Source organism: Streptomyces katrae, from assembly GCF_000966975.1.
Taxonomy (GTDB): Bacteria; Actinomycetota; Actinomycetes; order Streptomycetales; family Streptomycetaceae; genus Streptomyces; species Streptomyces katrae.
On the sequence record NZ_JZWV01001092.1, the window covers coordinates 1 to 1,964 of the forward strand.

The 1,964-nt window shown below is 76.9% G+C and carries 2 protein-coding genes; both read left to right on the forward strand.

Annotation, left to right across the window (positions count from 1 at the left end):
• Nucleotides 1-1,205, forward strand: a 1,205-nt coding sequence (locus VR44_RS32810) for an MFS transporter (RefSeq protein WP_045951276.1), incomplete at its 5' end; no start/stop codon positions are given.
• Between the two features lie 60 nt (nt 1,206-1,265).
• On the forward strand, nt 1,266-1,943 hold the full coding sequence (locus tag VR44_RS32815; RefSeq protein ID WP_045951277.1) for a (2Fe-2S)-binding protein: 678 nt from the start codon (nt 1,266-1,268) through the stop codon (nt 1,941-1,943).
• Nucleotides 1,944-1,964: the final 21 nt, after the last annotated feature.

The window sequence follows — 1,964 nt, forward strand, 5'->3', positions numbered from 1 at the left end:
CCGCCCAGTTGAGCAACTCCGTCGGCGACGGCGCCTACTACGTGTGCTCCGCCCTCTACTTCACCCGCGTCGTGGGCCTCTCGCCCGCGCAGATCGGCCTCGGGCTGACCCTCGCCTGGGCGGTCGGCTCGGTCGCGGGCGTGCCGCTGGGGGCCCTCGCCGACCGGCGGGGGCCGCGCGGCACCTCGGTGCTGCTGGCACTGGCCACGGCCGCCTCGGTGGCCTCCTTCCTGTTCATCCGGTCCTTCCCGGCCTTCCTGTGCGCCGTGGTCCTCTACGCCGTCTCCCAGTGCGGGCTCGCCGCCGCCCGGCAGGCCCTGCTCGCCGGGCTGGTGGCCCCGCAGGAGCGCACGGGGGTGCTGGCCCACCTCCAGTCCACCCTCAACGCCGGGCTGGCCCTGGGCGCGGCCCTGGGCGGGCTCGCCCTCGGGGCCGGCACCGAGCGGGCCTACCTGGTGGTGTTCGCCCTGGACGCGGTGAGCTTCCTGGTCTGCGCCGCCGTGCTGCGCGGCCTCCCCCCGGTCGCGCCCGCCCCGGGCAGGTCGGCGGGGGAGCCCCGGCTGGCGGTGCTGCGCGACCGGCCGTACGCCCTGGTCACGCTGCTCAACGCGGTCCTGCTGCTGCGGATGCCGCTGCTGAGCCTGGCGATCCCGCTGTGGATCGCCGAGCGCACCCAGGCCCCGGGCTGGCTGGTGTCGGCGCTGTTCGTGCTCAACACCCTCGCCGTGATGCTGTTCCAGGTGCGCCTGGCCCGGCCCGTCACCGACCTGGACAGCGCCGGGCGGGCCCTGCGCAGCTCCGGCGTTGTCATGGCCCTGTCCTGTGGGGTGTTCGCCGTCTCGGCGCTGCCGTCCTCCGGGTGGCTGTCGGCCGTGCTGCTCGTGGCGGGCGCCGTGCTCCTGTCCGACGCGGAGATGCGGCAGTCGGCCGGGTCCTGGCAGATCGGCTTCTCGCTGGCGCCCGCCGAGCGGATCGGGCAGTACCAGGGCTTCTTCGGCACCGGCGTCCCGGTGGCCCGCACCCTGGGCCCGCTGCTGCTGACCGCGCTGCTCCTGATGTGGGGGATCCCCGGCTGGCTCCTGCTCGGCGGCCTGCTGCTGGCGGCCTCCTTCGCCATGGGCCCCGCGGCCCGCTGGGCCCGGGGCAGGACCGGGGACGACGGCGGCCGGGCGCACGCCGGGGCGGCCTCGCCCGGACTCTCCTGACCCCGCTCTGACCCCCTCCCGGCGCACCTGGGCGCCCGGCGGCCCTGCGATCATGCCGGGATGGACTTGGACGAGGTACTGGACGCGCTGGCCGCGGTCGGCCCCTTCTTCACCGTCCCGTACGGCGAGGAGCCGCCCGGACCGGGCTTCCGGCCCCTGACGGAGCTGTACGGGGAGGGGCTCGGCCCGTACGTGACCGAGGTGGGCCGGCGGATCGGCAGCGGGCCGGGCCGGGTGGCGGCCTCGACCGCCCAGTTCGGGATCGTCTCCCGGCTGTGGTCGCTGGGCCTGGGCTGCGCCGCCCTCGGCGGGCGGGTGCCGGACCTCGCCCCCGACCGGGTCTGGTGGCAACTGCCCGACGGCGGCTCGCTCCGGCTGTGGCTGCCCGCCCCGGCCGCCGTGCTGCCCGCGGAGGCGCTCGGGGAGACCGTGCTGGGGAACCTGGCCGTCCTGGACACGGCACTGCGGGGCACGTACGGGGTCTCGGAGCGGGTGCTGAGGGGCAACGCCGCCTCCGGGCTGGTCGGGGCCCTGCGCGTGCTGCTGGACCGGGTGCCCGGGCAGCGGGCCGTGGAACTGGCGGCCGCCCTGCTGGCCGACGGCGGGGCCCTGGCGGGCACCGGGGAGTTCATCCACGAGGAGGGCCTCGGGGTGGCCTTCGTCCGGCGCAGCTGCTGCCTCTACTACAAGGTGCCCGGTGGCGGGTTGTGCGGGGACTGCGTCCTGCGCACCCGGTAGCGCGGAGGGGCCGCCGGGGAG